This is a genomic window from Candidatus Bathyarchaeia archaeon, from assembly GCA_035935655.1.
Classification (GTDB): domain Archaea; phylum Thermoproteota; class Bathyarchaeia; order 40CM-2-53-6; family 40CM-2-53-6; genus 40CM-2-53-6.
On sequence record DASYWW010000062.1, the window covers coordinates 285,973 to 303,093 of the forward strand.

Here is a 17,121-nt window from a genome sequence, read left to right on the forward strand (position 1 = left end):
CTTTCACGCCAAAAGGGGCGATGGGGTTATGCTCTTCCGCCCTTGGTCATCTTCTTGAGATCTAGGATTTCGTCAAGTTTCTCTTTCGGGAGGATGTTCTCCTCTAGAATCACTTCTCGGATCGACTTGTTCTCATCTACGGCCTTCTTAGCAACCTTCGCCGCATTGTCATAGCCGATATGCGGTGTTATCGCCGTTACAATCATCAGGCTTCTATCCGCATAGTTGTAGCATTTTTCACGATCAGCCGTTATTCCTGAGACGCACTTCTCAGATAGCACCCTGGAACCGTTCGCTAGAATTTCTATTGACTGGAGGAGGTCATAGGCTATAACAGGCATCATGATGTTGAGTTCCAGTTGTCCGAGCGACCCGCAGACGGTGATGGCGGCATCGTTTCCGATGACCTGAGCCGCGACCAGGTTGACAGCTTCAGGAATTACCGGATTGACTTTTCCCGGCATTATGCTCGATCCAGGCTCGGTAGCTGGCATGTCTATTTCCGCAAGCCCTGTGCGGGGTCCAGAGTTGAGTAGCCGGAAGTCGTTGGCGATTTTCATGAGACTGGCAGCAATGGTCTTCAGCTGCCCGCTCGCCTCGATGCACGCGTCTTTTCCCTGCATCGATTCGAAAATGTTTTCGGCTTTCTTGAAGTTGAAGGCAGTGAGCCTGTTAACCTCTCTTATCGCTAGCTCTGCGTACTTGGGGTGAGCATTCAGGCCTGTACCGGTTGCGGTTCCTCCAAGTGGCAGTTCTAGCAAGGTGTCTCGGGCAAGTTCCGCCCTTCTGATACCGTGTCGTATCATACTCGCATAAGCGCTGAACTCCTGGCCGAGCGTGACAGGTACCGCATCTTGGAGGTGAGTTCGACCAGCTTTTACCACACCGTCAAATTCGACTGTCTTGTTCTCGAGTGCTTTGGCGAGCGATTGTAACGCGGGAATTAGCTTTCTCCCGATCGCTTCCGCCGCGGAGACGTGAATGGCTGTAGGGAAAACGTCGTTGGTCGATTGGCACATGTTCACATGGTCATTTGGGTGAATGACCTTCTTGTCTCCGCGTTTTCCACCAAGAAGCTCGATTGCACGATTTGCGATCACTTCGTTAGCGTTCATGTTGGTCGAGGTGCCGCTACCGGTCTGGAAGACGTCAACTACAAACTGCTCATAGAGTGAGCCGTCCATTACTTCCTTAGCGGCTGAGACAATAGCCTCGCCCTTTTTCGGGTCGAGGAGTCCCAGCTGCATATTCGCCTTCGCTGCGGCCAGTTTGATCAGAGCCATAGCCCGAATGAAATCTTTAGGTAGCCGAACTCCCGAGATCGGGAAGTTTTCGACAGCCCTCTGGGTCTGAGCCCCGTAATACGCGGAGTTCGGGACCTTGACCTCTCCCATTGTATCACTCTCAACCCGATATTCCTCAACCGTTACCATCGTTGGAGTCAACTAACGCTCGATAGGATTTGGCGGATTAAAAAGACTCTCTATCTACGCAAGGAACAACACATGAGAACAGCTTTGGCAAGTTGCCAGAAGCGGAATAGTTTCGCTCTTCTCTACGGTCTAAACAGGCGTACTCTCCTAGCTCAAGCAGGTTGCTCTCGGTAAAGAAGATTCGACAGAATAGCATCGTCTTACGCAAGCAAATCGAAGCGGTCACATCTCTTCTCAAGCAAATAGATTATGACCGCAAGGCTCTCCGTCATAGCAACGACCGCTAGTCTCTGTCGAGTGATCGAGGCGCCGATTTCTCGCGGACAAGTTGTAACATTTACATTCCGATCCGCTTGGCTCCGAACACTCTAGGGACCATGCGGTGAGGCTAGTTAGGTTTCAGCAGAAAACGGGAGAGAACAGAGTCGGCGTCTTGGTAGACGTGAATCATATCGCCGAGATAGCTGGTGCGAAGGCCTCCCCTGAACCACTCCTCGATTTCCTTAAGGACCCCAAGTCGGAATCCAAAGCCCAACTAGCAGCAGAATCTGTAAAGAAGAATTTAGACCGAGGCAAACAGAACGAGAAAGGGGTATGGAGCCTCGACTCCGTTACAGTATTACCACCGATAGCGCACCCAACCAAGATCATCTGTATGGGCGGCAACTTCTCGGATCATCTCGCCGAGGGAAGCAGTTCGCTTCCACCCTTTCCAATATCCTTCCTCAAAGCACCCACATCACTTGTAGGCCATCGGGCATCTGTGATATATCCGAGAAGAGTCAAGCTTCTCGACTATGAGGTCGAACTTGCGACTGTCATCGGAATAAAGTGCAAGGATATTGTCAGAGAAGATGCCCTTCTGTATGTGGCAGGTTTCTCCGTGTTCAACGACATCAGTGCGAGGGATATTCAGTTTGCCGAGATGAAGCGCGGGTTCTGCAACCTCGGTAAGAACTTCGATACTTTCGGTCCAATGGGCCCCTGCCTAGTAACACCGGATCAGGCGGGAAACCCGGACAGCCTTGGAATGGAACTTCGGGTGAACGGTCAAGTCCGTCAGCTGTCGAGCACAAAGAACATGGTATTCAAAGTTCGAGAGCTGGTCGAGTTCTTCTCATCCATGACATTGGAGCCTGGTGACATCATAACATCCGGAACGCCATCGGGCGTCGCGATTTACAGGAAACCCGACAAAGAACCCTATCTCCTCAGACCAGGAGACGGGATAGAGGCGAAGATCGAAAACCTCGGACGCCTCCAGAATACGATAGTGGACGCATCGCAAGCCTAAGACACCAATTACGGATATTCCTATTGTGAGAACCCCCGAATTCTTTTTCAACGCCCGTTCGTAGCGACCCGTAGGGCCCGTAGCTCAGCCAGGTAGAGCACCGGAAGAGCGGCGTTAGTGCTCTGGTGAGGCTTTTAGCCTTCGAAGGGGACACCCGGCTGTCCCGGGTTCAATTCCCGGCGGGCCCGCCAAGAAAATGGGAATGTTGGCTGTCAGGTCTTTGCTAGGATGCTTTTGTGGGCAGGGGTGGAAGGCGAGGTTTTTCGGGACCTTCGTAGCGGATCAGGTTTTTCGCCTCCAGAGTTTCTTGAAGCTTGTTGACTGCGATGTGCACCTGGATCTCTTTCTTTGCTCCCGTGCAAACTAGTTTGCCACTTGCGAATACTAGAATCACCACTTTCGGTTCATCCATTCTGTAGATGAGACCTGGAAATTGTTCTGGTTCATACATGGTTTTCTTCAAACCGTAAACTGCTTTTTCCAGATCAATGTGGCCTCCTAGTCCGCACGATGCGACAATATTTTGTATCATTATTTCCGGCCTACCTAGGATCACGATTCCATCTCTCTTCAGTTCATCGACGACTTTCAATACTGCTTGGCGCGCTTGGCGTTCAGATTTTGCGCCGGTGCATACCATTTTTCCAGAGCTGAAAATTAGAGTCGCAGTTTTTGGCTTCTTTAACCGGTAGACGAGGCCGGGAAATTGTTCTGGGCGATATTCGACCCCAGGGAAGACGCGGACAATTGCGTTGAGGTCTATTCTCTGTTTCAGCGTCGCGGAGGCGACTACGTTTTCAATATTGATGAATGCCCTGTTCTTATCGGACAAACGGTTTCAACACCCGCGTTTTGGAGCCCAAAGTTGTCCCGCCTTTAAAAGGAGGTTCCTTATATAGGGTCGATTGGCCGACGCCGCAATAGCCGGTTGCGCCAATTTGGGCGGGCAAAAAGGGGGGTTGAAGTCGGCGCCGGTTAAGTAGTCGGTCGAGTTGCCGGGCCAGTATTTTTACGGGATTTCTATCATGACTGAGCCATCTTGTTCTTTGACTTTGTATGCTGTGACCTTCAAGGTCGGAATGATTGTGAAGGAGCCTGTGCGAACGTCAAACTTCCATCCATGCCAAGGGCAAGTAACCACGGAGCCGTTGAGATTCCCCTCTCCTAATGGTCCTCCTCGGTGTAGGCAGACATTTGCTAGCGCGAAAAGCTCGTCTTTGACTCGAAACAGGGCTATGCTTCTTCCTTCGGCGCTTACGACCTTGCCGAATCCCTCACGCAGCTCGCTCTTCTCTGCAACCTTCACGAACCTAGCCAAAGTGTGATTCGCTCTCTCAACCAATCTGATGCTTTCCGCTGACCTCCACCATGTCTCGGGGTTCAGGTCCGGCAACTCTAGTTTTCGTATAGCTTGTCAGCCATTCCTCAAGGGCCCGTATCTGGACACTCTCTGTTCCGAGCGCTACCAATTCTTCTTTCGTCAGTTTCACAGTTTTGAGAATCAGGTCTTCAATGTGAGACGCATGGACTCTGGCGAGTGGTTTGGGATAAATCTGCGAGAGATATTCAAAGTCCTCCTGCAAGTGTTCGATGAACAAGATTATGCTACTCGTAAGATGCGTGGTCCTGACATCTATCACGTTGTTGTATACGCCCAGGAGCATTTCTAGGTCAGACTGGGCTCCCTTCAATTTCTCGATGTGAAGAGAAATTACATCCTTTGGTAGGCTCCTTTTTTCTCCAGCAGCGGATGTAATGTCGATCACTAATGTGATGAGAAAGGTGGTGAGAAATCCGACTCCGAGCTTGGATCTCAATCTCTCTTTCGCCAGCTTCTCTACCGGTTCGAGCTTCTTCCTGTCATGCCTAGCTACTACCCGGTCAACTATTAGGTAGGTTACAGGAATTGTTACTGCGAGTCCGATAAGTGCTGAGATCAGACTAAGGTCGATATCGTCAAGAGTTATCGCCAACGGCTGAACAATAAATCCAAGCATCGCTAAGAGAGGCGTTTCCTAGGACTCATTTGTCCTAACTCTGTTTCTTCGCCCTCGTTGCTAGCAGGTGACATTGCGAGTCGCCATCATGTTCATAGATCACATCAGCTCCGCACTAGAACATCGTGTAGCTCTCTTGCATAGGGCTCTATTGTTCTCGGTCCGAAGTCAAATGGCAAATCGGCAGCTTTGAACAATTCGGGCAGGGGTTTCGACCCGCCTAAGGCGAGAGCTCTCTGGTAGGCTGAGATGGCGGCTTTTGGGTCTTTGCGGTATCGCGTCCAAATACCAAGCGCGCCCATGAACGCAATTCCATACTCGATGTAATAGAACGGAACCTCGAAGAGGTGTAGTTGGCGTTGCCACTGAGATCGAAGGAATTTCTCATATCCAGCCCAGCTTTCTGCCCCGCCAAATCTTTTCCTTATCTTGACCCATTGTTCCTCTCGTTCTTCGCGCGTGTGTCTCGGATTAGTGTATATCCAGTGCTGGAAGGAGTCGATAGTGGCGATCCAGGCAAGTAGTTTGATGATCGATGCTAGGTGTTCTCTTTTGGAGCGAGCTGCGTCTTCTTTGGTGTAGAATGTTCCTTCGAGGTGTTCTCCTCCGATGATCTCCATTGCTTGCGATGCCACTTCTGCAATTTCTAGTGGTACGTTCTCGCTTCTGTACTGGTAGGGGAATCCTTTGTCTCGAATCGCGAAGACGTGAAATGCGTGCCCTGATTCGTGTAGTAGTGTCCAAACATCCCCGTCGCGTCCCACAGAGTTCATGAATACGAAGGGGAGTCGGACTTCTGGAAGTTCCATGTTGTATCCGCCTGGCGCTTTTCCTTTCCTGCTGTCAAGATCTAGGAGATTCAGGCTTGTCATCCTTCTGAGTTTGGCGGCGAACTCGGGGTTGACCTTGTCAAACACCTTGATGCATCCCTGAATTAGTTCGGATGAGGTTTTGAAGGGGCGAAGTGCGGGGCGTCCTTTGGGGTCGACCGCGAGGTCCCAGGGGCGTAGCGTTTGGACTTTCAATCCTTGACTTCGTTCTTCGTCAAGTTTGTGAATTAGCGGGACGATGTGTTCTTCCACGGCCTTATGGTAGCGGAGGCAGTCCTCCGGCGTGTAATCGAATCGTTCCTTCTTTCGAAAGATGTAGTCTCGGTAGTTGTCAAAGCCTGCGTTTTTCGCGATTTTTTGGCGCAGGGCAATTAGCTGGTCATAGATCTGGTTTAGGGCGGCTTTGTCTTGTTGTCTGCGAGACTCGGCGAGAAGCCATGTTTTCTCTCGCACGCTGCGGTCGGGTTCTTCCAAGAATCGGCCCATTTGTTGCATTGTCCTCTCTTGGCCATCGTAGAGGACGGTCATCGCTCCGGTGGTTTTCTGAAACGTTTGAGCGAGCTTTGTCTCTTCTTTTTCGAGTTCTACATTTTCTTGTCGGAAGAGAGCGACATTGTTCTCCCTCTTCCTGTCGAGGACAAAGTATTGTTCGTCTGGAAGGCTTTTCCGAGCTGAAGTGTCGAGATATTTGCGGTCTAGCTGGGAGAATCCTATTTTGCCCGCGGGTTCGACGTTTTCTATAAAGAGTAGGTAGTCTTTCTCGCGGGCGGGGTCATCGGTTTGACACGTCATTCTGGCGTATCGAATGGATTGCTCTTCTGCTAGGGCCGATGCAAGTTCGGACTCGTCTTTGAGCCATTTCTCAAGATCTGATGAGGAATGGATCGTGCGGTTCTGCAGATCGGCAAATATTTCGTTTAGTTTGCTGAGGTCTGTGAGGTCTATTTTTGAGGGAAGAAACTGGCGAGGGTATTCACGGGGAAGGTGGGGGTAATCGAAGGACAAGTTTCTCTCCGGTCCAAAGTCTGTGATACTAGCCTAGGTTATCACAGTTTGTCTCATTCACCTTGCCGTCCCCGGAGAAATTGTCCCAGCGAACATCTTTTGATAGCAACCAACTTAAACCCCTAGAAAATGCTACAGTAAAAAGAGTGGATTCTCTATGATAGTGAAGCATCTTTCCGAAATTGTTCCAGAGAGGGTGGGCGACTTCAGACGATGGTATCTATCAAAGGCAGAGCAGGGTCATCAGCTCGCAATGCGCTATGTCGAACTCACTGGAATCGTTACTCCTCATACTCATGATGTTGAAGAGACAATCTTCTACATCGAGGGCAGAGGTTCGGCACGGGTCGGGGAGAAGGAGGTCAAGGTCAAGCCAGGAACAATGATAGTGATACCACCCGGGACAGTTCACAGCTCCATCCGAGAAGGGTTCGAACCCCTGCGCTATCTAGCCATTTTTGTAGGAAATCCAGACCTCTAGGTTTCAAGAGCCATTGAGACCCTTGAGAGCGCCAGAAGGTCAGCTCAAGATTGAGCAATCAAAGATTCTGACACCAAAGGGCGATCATCTGGGAATCGTATATGCTTCGTCTCCGAGCTTGGGAGAGGGTCAGACCTGCCTGATTATCGCCCACGGCGCAGGTGGACCGATGTACTCTCCGTTCATCACATTTTTCCACAAAGCGCTCGCCGAGAAGGGCTACCTGAGTGTGAAATTCAACTTTTCATACATGGAAGCCCGTCGAAAAATCCCCGACAAGAGGGACGTTCTAGAATCGAACTATCGGCAAGTGATAGAGCAGGCTAAGGCAAGCAAGTACCGCCCAAAGCGTATTTTCGTGGGAGGCAAGTCGATGGGAGGTCGCATTGCCTCGCAAGTTGTCGCCTCAGGGATGGATGTTGATGGGTTGTTCTTTCTAGGTTATCCCTTGCACCGACCTGGTCAACCGGAATTGCTCAGGGACGAGCACTTGTATCAGATCGAGAGGCCGATGCTCTTCATTTCCGGAACCAAGGACCAGTTTGCGAAGAGAGAATTGCTCGACCGAGTAGTATCGAGGCTGGGCGACAGGGCGGAGATTCATTGGATAGAAGGTGGTGACCACAGCTTCAACACGGCTAATGGAGAGGAGGCTCTTGTCGAAACCTACGACGAAGCGTTGGAGACCGTTGACACGTGGGTGAAGACCCGTGGCATCTAAGCGTTTGGTGGGTTGAATGTAGTGTTTAAATCGGCGAACATCTCGATCCTGAGCAGCCATGTGCGATACGTGTGGCTGTTCTTCCGAGCAGGAAGATAAGAGCGGCGAGGAAGCCTAGCCCTACGCCTGCCGGGGCGTAAGTTTCCCAAATATCCATAGAAGGGGCTCCGCAGAAGCCTTTTCCATTTTTCGTCCCGTCTCAGACGGGTCTCTAGTCTTGAGGCTGTTCTAGAAGATCTTTGGGAACCCGAAGAGGGCGCCTAGCGCCAGTGCTCCCAGGATGAACGTGAGGACGACTCCTACGATTACAGCCATTATGGCGACGCCGATTGCTCCGATCCAGCCTGTCTTGAAGTAGTGTTTCACGAGCAATAGGAAGATCAGAACCCCGAGCAGGACACCGATCAGGCCTAGAAAGGTAATCGAAGCTCCGACTAGGAAGGTTCCTGTGCCGGCGACGGCTAGTGCCTCTCCAAAGGTGACTCTTTTGCCGACGACAATTTCCCCGGCTAGCCAGAGTACGAAGCCGATGATGAGGAGGTAGATGATGAATAGGACAATGAATCCGAGGAGGGTTGTGCCTATCCCGAGGCTCGGGATTGCGTAAGCCATAGCCCGTTACTTGTCTGACAATATCATGTTGTTCCGAGTTATCCTTATTGCAACTCCGCAGCGCGTCTTGTAGTAATCCGCGATTGTCCTTTCGTTTCTTTTGGGAAGGTTTAAGCTTGCCAGCTTTTCCGGGGTAGCTTTGCCCAGGAGATGTATGCCGGGCTCGCGCCCCATTCCTGGAATACGGGAGTGCGTTGAGGTAGTATAGCCCGGTCCGCGGCTTGCGGGAGCCGGCCGAGAGTATGCACGGCTGTCACCCGTGCGACACTCGAGCATATCCTCGAGCGTGTTGCGGGTTCGAATCCCGCCCTGGGCGCCAAACCGTCAAGGAGTACGCGGATTACGCCGAGCCGCACGACGTGGACTGATCTCCGACTCCGACAAAAGATGATGCGAAGCTGTCCAGTAACCGCCCAATTCTCCATTCACGAGAAAAATGAATCACACAAAAGACGGAAAAACAGATAAATCGAAAACCCCTCTTTCGAGATCACATTTCTGAATTCAGTATCTTGGGGATCATTTCTTGAAGTACGGTCCTATGAAAAACAGGTTGTTCAGAACCTAGCAACAGGGGAAATTTTCTCAACCCACCATGGGGCCTAGTCAAATGTCGCGCCGCGCACTCCACGAAACACGGGTCCGAATACAGGGGCCACCAAGCCTTAACACAGGCGACCCACATATCCCAACGAGAACCATCTTGGTGTCCATAATCCACTCACCACCCCAAGAGATCGTCGTCACCGGGCTCACCAGCTTCACCAGCCAAGCCAACCTCGCCTCCATGGTTGCCTTCGTCATGAATGTCTCCGGCCAACCACTCGCCCTCTACTGGGCCGAGGGCGTAGTCTTTCTCGCGGACTTCGTTGAACCTGAAGCCCTCCCCGAAGAGTACGTCAAGGGCCGAATCTACGCCTCCAACATATCCCACGCGCCCATGACAAAATACAACAATTTCGTCCGCGTCGGAAACATCGAAGTCCCAGTCATCGACGTAACCTCCAATATCGGCCTTCGCGATCTCGCACGGTGGATAAGAGAAAATCACCATCAGGATCCCGAGAAATCTTAACTAGACGCGAACCTCGCGTCTTGTCCGTGTCCCGGGGTAGCTCAGCCTGGAAGAGCTTCCGAGCCGCCCTCTGAACAAGTGGGCGACGAAGACGCTGTAGGTGTGCGCCCAGTGCGCGGCCACGTCAGCCTTACCAGGCTAACAGTAGACACCGGAGTGTCGCCGGAGAACCCCTAAAACCGGTTCGGCGAATTCAAAATAGAGGCCAAACGGCCTCTAATGAGACTCCGGTCCCCGGGACCAGTCTCTCGTAAAGGATAGCGAATTCTACTTCGACTTTACCGCAGGAGTTCGGCTCTCAAGCTCTCTCAGAATCAGCTCATTCTGCTTCATTATGATCTTATTCTGATCTGTGAGAATCCGCAGTGCACTGGCAATCAGCGAGAGAGAAGGATTGTCCCATTTGAACTCGTTCTCCTTCGCCGCAAGTGCTTGCTTGCCCTTGATGATTGAGCCGCGCAGGTTCTCGTCGCTCTCGTCATCAGCGAACGCCGCACGGTTCTTTCGATCCATCTTGTCCGAGATGCTGGCAGCGGCATGTTCTCGTTTGACGTCCGGGTAGCAATCCTCGCAGAACCTCAGCCCTTTGAGCTCCAGGAGGGGGTCGATGAGGCTCAATGTCTTACCGCATCTGGAACAGAAATCTGCCATCTTATTGGGTCAGCTCTAATTGGCACATGCCGTTCCAGCGCTATTAAAGAGTCATGTAACCAGTCCAGGCTACATTCCTCTAATGACGATTCACTGAAGGGTCGAATCAGGGTCTAAGTCACTAGTTTCAACTACCGAGTCCCCATCCAGCTTTGAAGGTCGGGTTGATCCTGACGAAGGGCGCCTCGCCTTCTTTCCAAGGATCGCGCTTCACCCAGTCTAGCTTTCCATGGAAGATTTTGTAGAGTTTCTTGTATTCATCTCCTTTTTCGATTATCGAGACAGGCCCACTGACCAGGAGCAGCTTCTGGGTCCCGGTTGTGTCCACTAGAATAGCCGCGTGAGGGTTCTCGCGTAGGTTCTTGAGCTTTCTTGTCTTATAGTCGGTCACGATGTAAGGGAAACCATTGTGAAACACGTAGGAGACAGGTACAACGTGAGGCTCGCCCTTCTTCGAAGCCGTTGCGAACCTGCACAACTCGTTCTGTTCTAGAAACTGAATCTCCTTTTCCGAGAACTTGACTTTCGAAACCGCGTCCTTCAATCTTGAACGGTCCCTTTTGAGTCCACGTGGGATTTCAAGCTATGTGCTAGGGACTCTCTCGTGACCTTATTTCTTCGAGGGCGAGGATGGCCGCGAGCTATGAAAGGAAATTAGCTCAATAATCTAACAAGCCCTGTCCTGAACTTTGAGTGGGAATAAGCAGGGTCGTCCGATCGCCTTAATAGAAGCCAGCGTTGATCGCGAGTCATTACCGTTCGTGACGCGATTTGCGGCATCTCTCTGCCGTCATTCTCATTTCGCTACTGCTCCCGGGCATGCACGCCTTGCTGCCGCCCTCTTTCGGAGCCAAACCAGGGCTTGCAGGGGAAATTCTTCATCCGATAATTTATTGGCCTGCTAGCCTCTCAAACCCAGGGTCTCCACCGTTCGTGCCTTCTGACGTTCGGAAGGCCTACAATTTTCTCCCGCTTTACTCGAGGGGAATAATGGGGAATGGGACTAGAATTGCCATTATCGACGCTTACGGCGATCCAAGTTTGTCAGCTGATCTGTCAAGTTTCAGCTCATTAACGGGACTTTCTTCTGTTGTACTGAACACCTTCTATCCAGATGGTCGTCCGACGAGAACGAACTCGGGTTGGGCTCTCGAAACAGCGCTTGACGTAGAATGGGTGCACTCCATCGCTCCATCGGCTACAATCGATCTTGTGGTCGCTTTCGATCCTAGCCTTGGTCATATGTTCGATGGGATCGCTTACGTCGCAAACTCGTTGCCGAAAGAGACTGCCTTATCTATGAGCTTCGGACTGCCTGAATCGTCTTACCCGACGACAGGTTCGTTCACGATCGCATCAACACATCAATTGTTAGTTACAATAAGCTCCCATGGGACGACTTCGTTCGCTAGTTCAGGAGACTCTGGAGCCACTTCATGTTGTAACCCTGAGTATCCATCCTCAGACCCGCTAGTAGTTGCGGTTGGGGGAACTAGCCTGACACTCAACCCCGACGGATCTTATGGAAGCGAGACGGCATGGAGCGGCAGCGGTGCAGGGTCCAGTAGCATGTTCCCTAAGCCTACTTGGCAGCAGGGTCTAGGAGATTCTGCAAGGGACACCGCAGACGTGTCCTACAATGGGGACCCAAGCACTGGGTTCCTCGTGGTTCAGGGGGGCGTGCGGTATCAGGTTGGCGGAACTAGCGCTGGTTCGCCTCAATGGGCTGCTCTAGTGGACCTCGCGAGCCAGGCATACTCTCAGACATATGGTTCAATTGGTGCGAAGCTGTACAAGCTGTCATCTTACCAGGATATCACCTCTGGATCCAACGGTTTCTTCGCCGCCGGAACAGGTTGGGATTACCCGACCGGTCTTGGAACCCCAGACGCCAATGCGACTGTGTATGCCTTGTCGCCCACGATTCATGTCCCCTTGAGCAACAGCACCCGCTTTCAAGGAAACAACATTATCATAACCGGTAGCTTGGCTGTCACTCCTGGGAACAATACCTTCTCCGGATACGCCACTGTCAATGCTGCGAACAAAACCACTGGGGTCGTCGTATTCAACAAGACGTACACCATACCGTCGACCAAGCTCGATACTCCCGCACCTGGGGTTCAGAGTTCGATTTTTCTCCTGAACGTAGTCGTAAAACCCTACAACCTCTCATCAATCGCATATCTTCTATTGAGGGGAGTCACGGCCACAGTGTCCTTTGGTGTGACTCGACAGGTTGACATTCACTATACCGGATTCGTGAGTATTATCGATGCGTCTGCTTTAGCCCTGGCCTTCGGGTCAAAGTCTGCGAGCGTTAACTACAACCCACTGGCGGACCTGGACGCCAACGGAATCGTGGACATAGTTGACGCATCAATCCTCGCCCTAAACTTTGGCGCTCCAGACTACTTCTAATCCAAAATCTGATCTTGCATTGCGCAGCTTCTCCCGGCCTTTGATAGAGGAAGCCTGTGAAAGCCGGGAGCAGTTACAGTTTCAACCTCTCGGTTTGCCTCTGACTGTCATTGGACGCTATGCGGGCCCGCGGGGATTCGAACCCCGGACCTACAGCTCAACCCGCTCATAGCTTAGGGGGCTGCCGCTCTGTCCAGACTGAGCTACGGGCCCAAAGATGGCTGGCTCAAAAGGAGCCTAGTTAATTGTTCCTAAAGAGGGAACGCTGAGACCGGGTTGTGGTTTCCTGCAACACGCTGATACCGGCTAGAATCCTCGAATCGCTCATTTCCAAAAGGCGTAAAAGATTATTTCTAGATCAAGATAGCCATCAGTCAACACCGTCAACGCTCACACAGGAGTGTCAGCTTCGCTGAGCGAAAAATTCTTTCGGATCTATGACATGAACCCGTTTTCCCTTTCTCACCAGTTCTTCAGCCACCTTCTCATTGCTAGTGAAGAAGCAACCATCCCCTGTGAAGAACCTCAAGGTCCCGTGAGACGATTCGTTACAGACCATGAAGTTCGCCATTGACTTGTCATCATCAAGGTCTCCTCCACAAATAGGACACTTGAACTCAACCCACATGGATGCCCTTGCCTCTTTCGGGTGAGCTACCCTCACGCCTATAAGGAAAATCCTGATCGAAACTGCCTAGGTCTCAATCATGCCAGATGAGAAGATCGTCATCAAGACAAAACACGGCGAGCTGAGTCTCGAACAGCTAGCCGAGGCTCAACATGGAATGGCCCATTTGATGAAGGAGGTAGGTGAGAGACATCATGTTCTCTACTATGCTGCGAAAGCCTCCAACTGGAAACTGGCGCAATATCAGCTCAACCAGGTCATCGCTCTATTCAGAATAGGGGCTACCCTTAGGCCAAAGTTCACCGAAGACTTGAACAGCTTTGTCAAAACCCACTTTCATTCTATGAGTGAAGCTATTCGCGCGGAAGACTGGAGGAGATTTGAAGAGGCCTTCAAGAAAGCGATTCAGAGTAGCGATCAGTTCCACGAAAAATACGGATACGGTTTCATCCATTTTATTCTGCCGAAGAATCCACCAGAGATGTACGACCTGAACCCTCAGAAATAATGTAACAGACGATTAGGATTCCGGGGACTCTCGATTAGCCGATCTTGCCTTTCTAGTAAAAGATACTATCCCGCTGCTACCGCTACATGAATAAGCCTAGTCCTAATTTCTCTTCTGACGCGTCTCCGCCTCAAGTTCCGTGTCTTCGAACGAAGGCTCATTTGTTTCGCGGTTCCTGACATCATCAGAAGGGCCTAATATAGCAAGCTGATACGTGGATATTTTGGTCTAAGTTTTTTCTGACGATTCCGAAAAAAGCATCGAACGATATTTCTTAGCTCAGTTCGGAGGAATCTAGCTCATTGTAGGGCATTTTGGACCTCATCTATTGCTGATGATAGCTTGACAGTCTTCTCTTCGCCTGTTTTCATGTCCTTCATCCGTACGCTTCCTTCCTTGATCTCTCTAGGACCCAAGACGAGAGATATTCTTACTTTCAAGGAGTCAGCGTATTCCAGTTGTTTGCTGAGTGGGCGTTGTTTGAGGTCGTGGTCAGTTCTGATGTTTTGGCCGCGGAGTCCTTGGGCGAGTCTTACGGCTTCGTTCCAAACGCTTTCGTTCACTGTGGCTACGAAGACCTGCGGGCCTTGTTGGACGTTAGGGAAGAGGTCTTTTCGCTCTAGAGACAGCATGAGTCGTTCGAAGCCCCCTGCGACTCCCGTCGCTGGCATGTCTCGCTTTCCATAGATCTTGCACAATTTGTCGAAACGTCCTCCTCCGAAGATCGCGCCCACATCCTCTCCCTCCTTGTCGTAGGCTTCGAAGACTGTTCCGTCGTAGTAGCTTATTCCACGGACTATTCCGAGGTCGATCTTGATCTTTGTCTTTTTTCCGAGGGATGCCACGCGGTTCACTGTTCCGGAGAGTTCTTTGAAGCCCTGGTGGGTCATCTCGCTTTTGGGCAGTTTGCTCTCCAGCTCCCCCAGGACTTCATCTGGGTTTCCGCCAATGTCGGCGAAGCCGAGGATTCGTTTGACCTTGTCTTTGGAGAGGCCGGCTCCGGTGAATTCTCGCTCTGCCTGTTCGGATCCTATTTTTCCCATCTTGTCGATTATCCTGATCAGTTGGTCGAGTTCATTCTGGGACTGTATTCCTAGACCGCGTAGGAAGCCTTCGACGAGTTTGCGGTTGCTGATCTTGATGATGTGCTCTTTGAGGCCCACTGACTCTAGGATGTCGGAGCCAAGAGAGATGATCTCTGCGTCGGCCGATGGGTCGGCAACTCCGTAGATCTCGGCATCCCATTGCGTGTGGTATCTGTATCGGGCGAATTGTGGTTCGTCGTAACGCCATACGCCGCCGATGCATGAGATCTTGATCGGTTCAGGGAGGTCGAACCGGTTTGCGACCATTCGGGTCATGCCTACTGTGAGGTCGAATCGTAGTCCGAGGTTTCGTTCCGCTTTGTCTTTGAACCAGTAGATTTCGTCCCTGACTGCTTGGCCCGATTTTGCCTCGAGGGTTTCGAGGTTTTCTACAGGGCTGGGCTCGAGCATCTGGAAGCCATAGTTCCAGAGCACCTGCCGTATCTTGTCTGTTAGCCATATCCTGCGGGACATTTCCTCCGGGTCAATGTCCCTCATTCCCCGCGGAAGAGTGAATTGTGTCTCTGACAAGCTCATGTCCCTCTCCGTCTCGGAGCTACTTTCCTTCGAAGCGTTCGGTATTCAATGTGTAATACACGATATCTGTACGCCTGTCGATCACGGCGAGGACCAGATCCTTTCCGTCCTTGTTCGCTTTCGCAGAGAGCCTTGCGAGTTTTTCGAGTGTGGACTCTCCTCCCTCAAAGACAATTGATACTTGTCTTCGGGTGGCTCCTTTTCCGAAGGTTTCGAAGTCGAAGCCTTCTTCGGATTCTCGAACCAGGTAGCCTCGGTCTCGCAGGTCTCGGTACACTAGATACTTGGTCCATATTGTTGCTTTGCCAGTTGATAGTTTTGTGACAAGATTCTGGAGCGTTTTCTCCCTTCCTGTCTTTTCGTCTGTTACATGGGCTCGTCGTTTCTCGACGAGATAGAATGCTTCGTAGGGACTTAGGAAGAGCTTGTTGTCTGCTAGGGTTCCGAAGGCTTTCTCCCGGAGCTCCATGAGTTTCTCTGGTTCTTTCATGTAGACTTTGTTTTTGGAGAAGAAGGCTTCGAGAATTTCTAGCGTCATCAATCATCGCACCAGATTATGATTTGAAACGGTCAAGGCTCGGGCAGGCGTCTATAAAGGCATGCGAACAACTAGGCTCGACACATCGGAGTTTTGAGAAATGCCGGGAAAAGAACGAGACTCTCTTGAGCCCGTGAGATGGAAGAATGGAGTGCTGGAGGCCATTGATACTACGAAACTGCCGGCGAGGCTGGTGTATGTTCGGATGCGGACGGTGGACCAGGTCTGTTTGGCGATCCGTTCTATGAAAGTTAGAGGTGCGCCGTTGATCGGCGTTGTTGGCGCGTACGGTCTCGTGTTAGCCGCGATGGATCTCGGGGGCAAAGATCTGAAGCAGGCAAGGTCACTACTTCGCAAGTCCGCCGATGCTCTGATCTCTACGAGGCCTACGGGGGTGAATCTTCGCTGGGCTGTCGAGCGGACGTTCAAAGCGTCTTTGCGGGCTGACTCGGTCGCATCCCTTGGGGACGAGTTGAAGCGAGAGGCTGACGCGATTCTTCGCGAAGAGCTGGAGTCAGCTCGCAAGATCGGGCGTTTTGGCTCGGCCTTGATTGAAGATGGGGATACTGTGCTGACGCATTGCAATGCGGGGGCTCTAGCGACCGCGGGTTACGGTACGGCGTTGGCGGTGGTCCGGGCTGCGGTTGAGCAGGGGAAGAGGGTGTCGGTGATTGCGACGGAGACGCGGCCGTTGTTGCAGGGGGCGAGGTTGACTGCTTTCGAATTGGCGCGGGACGGGATCCCCGTCCGCGTCATCGCTGATAGTGCGGCTGCACAGTTGATGGCTCAGGGTGTGGTGGACAAGATTGTTGTGGGGGCTGATCGGATCTTGGGGACGGGGCATGTTACTAACAAGATTGGGACGTTGCCGATTGCGTTGGGAGCGAAGTTCTATGGTGTTCCGTTCTATGTTGCGGCGCCTGTCTCAACGCTGGATCTCGTGACGGATGTGTCTCAGGTGGTTATCGAGGAGAGGGATCAGCGAGAGGTATTGTTGATTGGGGGTAGGCGTTTTGCTCCGAGGAATGTTGGGGCTTTGAACCCGGCTTTCGACATCACTCCACCAGAGTTGGTTACAGGGATTGTGACGGATCGCGGCGTGGTCCATCAGCCGTTGGCGGAGAACATCCGGGCTATGTTTGGCTGATTATTAGTGGAGGGAATGGCGCGCGAGACTTGAGTAGGCCCGGGGGGGCCCTAGAAATCATTGATTCCGGTTTGAAAAACAGTTTGAAGAATCGATCTCAAAACCGGTTTCAAAATATGACCAGAAAATTGGTATCAGAAAAGTGCGAGAAAAAATGC

Annotated in this window: 18 protein-coding genes and 4 tRNA genes; 10 read left to right on the top strand and 12 right to left on the bottom strand. The window is 51.6% G+C overall.

Going from position 1 to position 17,121, the window contains the following annotated elements; all coding sequences use genetic code 11:
* Positions 1-26 precede the first annotated feature (26 nt).
* Complete coding sequence (locus tag VGS11_13305) at positions 27-1,433, bottom strand: class II fumarate hydratase (GenBank protein ID HEV2121068.1); 1,407 nt, start codon at positions 1,431-1,433, stop codon at positions 27-29.
* A 382-nt stretch (positions 1,434-1,815) separates the two neighbouring features.
* On the opposite strand from VGS11_13305, the gene VGS11_13310 reads away from it, so the two are divergent.
* On the top strand, positions 1,816-2,727 hold the full coding sequence (locus tag VGS11_13310) for a fumarylacetoacetate hydrolase family protein (GenBank protein HEV2121069.1): 912 nt from the start codon (positions 1,816-1,818) through the stop codon (positions 2,725-2,727).
* 73 nt (positions 2,728-2,800) lie between these two features.
* Positions 2,801-2,918 (top strand) — tRNA-Lys (locus VGS11_13315).
* A gap of 32 nt (positions 2,919-2,950) precedes the next feature.
* On the opposite strand, the gene VGS11_13320 is transcribed toward VGS11_13315, so the two are convergent.
* The 4 genes from VGS11_13320 to VGS11_13335 all read right to left on the bottom strand — a co-directional run bounded on the left by VGS11_13320 (position 2,951) and on the right by VGS11_13335 (position 6,559).
* On the bottom strand, positions 2,951-3,559 hold the full coding sequence (locus tag VGS11_13320) for a TATA-box-binding protein (GenBank protein ID HEV2121070.1): 609 nt from the start codon (positions 3,557-3,559) through the stop codon (positions 2,951-2,953).
* Between the two features lie 177 nt (positions 3,560-3,736).
* Positions 3,737-4,069, bottom strand: a complete 333-nt coding sequence (locus tag VGS11_13325; protein HEV2121071.1) for a Rieske 2Fe-2S domain-containing protein — start codon at positions 4,067-4,069, stop codon at positions 3,737-3,739.
* A complete protein-coding gene (locus VGS11_13330; protein HEV2121072.1) occupies positions 4,062-4,724 on the bottom strand; it encodes a hypothetical protein in 663 nt (220 codons plus the stop codon). The genes VGS11_13325 and VGS11_13330 overlap by 8 nt, the downstream gene beginning before the upstream one ends.
* Positions 4,725-4,828: 104 nt before the next feature.
* Complete coding sequence (locus VGS11_13335; protein HEV2121073.1) at positions 4,829-6,559, bottom strand: M3 family oligoendopeptidase; 1,731 nt, start codon at positions 6,557-6,559, stop codon at positions 4,829-4,831.
* 157 nt (positions 6,560-6,716) lie between these two features.
* Between VGS11_13335 and VGS11_13340 the strand changes: the two genes are divergently transcribed.
* Together VGS11_13340 and VGS11_13345 are read left to right on the top strand one after the other, a co-directional pair.
* Complete coding sequence (locus tag VGS11_13340) at positions 6,717-7,040, top strand: cupin domain-containing protein (protein HEV2121074.1); 324 nt, start codon at positions 6,717-6,719, stop codon at positions 7,038-7,040.
* Between the two features lie 22 nt (positions 7,041-7,062).
* Complete coding sequence (locus tag VGS11_13345; GenBank protein HEV2121075.1) at positions 7,063-7,761, top strand: alpha/beta family hydrolase; 699 nt, start codon at positions 7,063-7,065, stop codon at positions 7,759-7,761.
* Positions 7,762-7,989: 228 nt separating this feature from the next.
* On the opposite strand, the gene VGS11_13350 is transcribed toward VGS11_13345, so the two are convergent.
* A complete protein-coding gene (locus tag VGS11_13350) occupies positions 7,990-8,373 on the bottom strand; it encodes a hypothetical protein (GenBank protein ID HEV2121076.1) in 384 nt (127 codons plus the stop codon).
* 196 nt (positions 8,374-8,569) lie between these two features.
* On the opposite strand from VGS11_13350, the gene VGS11_13355 reads away from it, so the two are divergent.
* From VGS11_13355 to VGS11_13365, 3 genes are all read left to right on the top strand, one after another.
* A tRNA-Asp gene (locus VGS11_13355) sits at positions 8,570-8,692 on the top strand.
* Positions 8,693-8,983: 291 nt separating this feature from the next.
* Positions 8,984-9,448: a hypothetical protein gene (locus VGS11_13360; GenBank protein ID HEV2121077.1), complete on the top strand. Its 465-nt coding sequence runs from the start codon at positions 8,984-8,986 to the stop codon at positions 9,446-9,448.
* A 30-nt stretch (positions 9,449-9,478) separates the two neighbouring features.
* Positions 9,479-9,691 (top strand) — tRNA-Tyr (locus VGS11_13365).
* Positions 9,692-9,715: 24 nt separating this feature from the next.
* Here VGS11_13365 and VGS11_13370 read toward each other — a convergent pair.
* The gene (locus VGS11_13370; GenBank protein HEV2121078.1) at positions 9,716-10,066 is read right to left on the bottom strand and encodes a hypothetical protein; all 351 of its coding nucleotides are present in this window, start codon (positions 10,064-10,066) and stop codon (positions 9,716-9,718) included.
* Positions 10,067-10,226: 160 nt separating this feature from the next.
* Positions 10,227-10,643: a pyridoxamine 5'-phosphate oxidase family protein gene (locus VGS11_13375; protein HEV2121079.1), complete on the bottom strand. Its 417-nt coding sequence runs from the start codon at positions 10,641-10,643 to the stop codon at positions 10,227-10,229.
* Positions 10,644-10,870: 227 nt separating this feature from the next.
* On the opposite strand from VGS11_13375, the gene VGS11_13380 reads away from it, so the two are divergent.
* The gene (locus tag VGS11_13380) at positions 10,871-12,520 is read left to right on the top strand and encodes a hypothetical protein (GenBank protein ID HEV2121080.1); all 1,650 of its coding nucleotides are present in this window, start codon (positions 10,871-10,873) and stop codon (positions 12,518-12,520) included.
* 122 nt (positions 12,521-12,642) lie between these two features.
* Here VGS11_13380 and VGS11_13385 read toward each other — a convergent pair.
* Both VGS11_13385 and VGS11_13390 read right to left on the bottom strand, forming a co-directional pair.
* Positions 12,643-12,733: transfer RNA gene (locus VGS11_13385), tRNA-Arg, on the bottom strand.
* A 190-nt stretch (positions 12,734-12,923) separates the two neighbouring features.
* Complete coding sequence (locus VGS11_13390) at positions 12,924-13,148, bottom strand: hypothetical protein (GenBank protein HEV2121081.1); 225 nt, start codon at positions 13,146-13,148, stop codon at positions 12,924-12,926.
* 79 nt (positions 13,149-13,227) lie between these two features.
* On the opposite strand from VGS11_13390, the gene VGS11_13395 reads away from it, so the two are divergent.
* Positions 13,228-13,656, top strand: coding sequence for a hypothetical protein (locus tag VGS11_13395; protein ID HEV2121082.1), 429 nt, complete (start codon positions 13,228-13,230; stop codon positions 13,654-13,656).
* Between the two features lie 299 nt (positions 13,657-13,955).
* Here VGS11_13395 and hisS read toward each other — a convergent pair whose 3' ends face one another.
* Entirely contained in the window at positions 13,956-15,272 is a 1,317-nt protein-coding gene (gene hisS / locus VGS11_13400; protein ID HEV2121083.1) for a histidine--tRNA ligase, read from the bottom strand.
* Positions 15,273-15,297: 25 nt separating this feature from the next.
* Complete coding sequence (locus VGS11_13405; GenBank protein HEV2121084.1) at positions 15,298-15,816, bottom strand: hypothetical protein; 519 nt, start codon at positions 15,814-15,816, stop codon at positions 15,298-15,300.
* A gap of 100 nt (positions 15,817-15,916) precedes the next feature.
* Here VGS11_13405 and mtnA point away from each other — a divergent pair, with 100 nt between their 5' ends.
* On the top strand, positions 15,917-16,963 hold the full coding sequence (mtnA, locus tag VGS11_13410) for an S-methyl-5-thioribose-1-phosphate isomerase (protein ID HEV2121085.1): 1,047 nt from the start codon (positions 15,917-15,919) through the stop codon (positions 16,961-16,963).
* The last annotated feature ends 158 nt before the right edge of the window (positions 16,964-17,121 follow it).